Genomic DNA, 544 nt, shown 5'->3' on the forward strand with positions numbered 1-544 from the left:
TGAGTAATTGTCAAAGCAATAAACAAAAAGTGGAATAAACAACAGAAAATAACTGAATATCAAAATATACATTTGTCGACATCATAACTTTTCTAAGAGTCCCTTCGCTGTGGGCCCACCCTGCAGCATGGCCATCCGAAATAAGCCAAACGAGCCATAATAGTAGAGTAAGTACATCAATACAGACTCTTCCAAAAGCCTCTCTGCATATATTTGACCGAGAAATGAGATACTCCAAACGCTAAAAAGCCACCTAATCCAATAAATATAAAGTCAAAAGGATACTTAATGGCTGTAGTAAGAAAGGCTCCTCCTGAAACCGTTACCGCAATAACGAGACCTAGAAGAAATGTAACAATCGCATTGGTAACTTTGATTTGATCCATATGTCCTCCGTACGGAAGGAAGTATTATGAAACAATGCGCAATGCTTAGAGCACCAAAATACGTAAAACTCGGTCGACCTCAATGTTTAGGCAGCGAGAACATAATTACTTCTAGCAATCACTGTGTTTATCTAACCTTTGCAATTGTGTTTTAGGTT

General features: G+C 38.1%; 1 protein-coding gene. It reads right to left on the reverse strand.

Going from position 1 to position 544, the window contains the following annotated elements; all coding sequences use genetic code 11:
• Window positions 1-176 precede the first annotated feature (176 nt).
• Window positions 177-386 (reverse strand): hypothetical protein, encoded by a 210-nt coding sequence (locus CIK04_RS34025; RefSeq protein WP_325205842.1) that lies wholly within the window; start codon window positions 384-386, stop codon window positions 177-179.
• Window positions 387-544 lie beyond the last annotated feature (158 nt).

The organism is Vibrio sp. 03_296 (assembly GCF_002265885.1).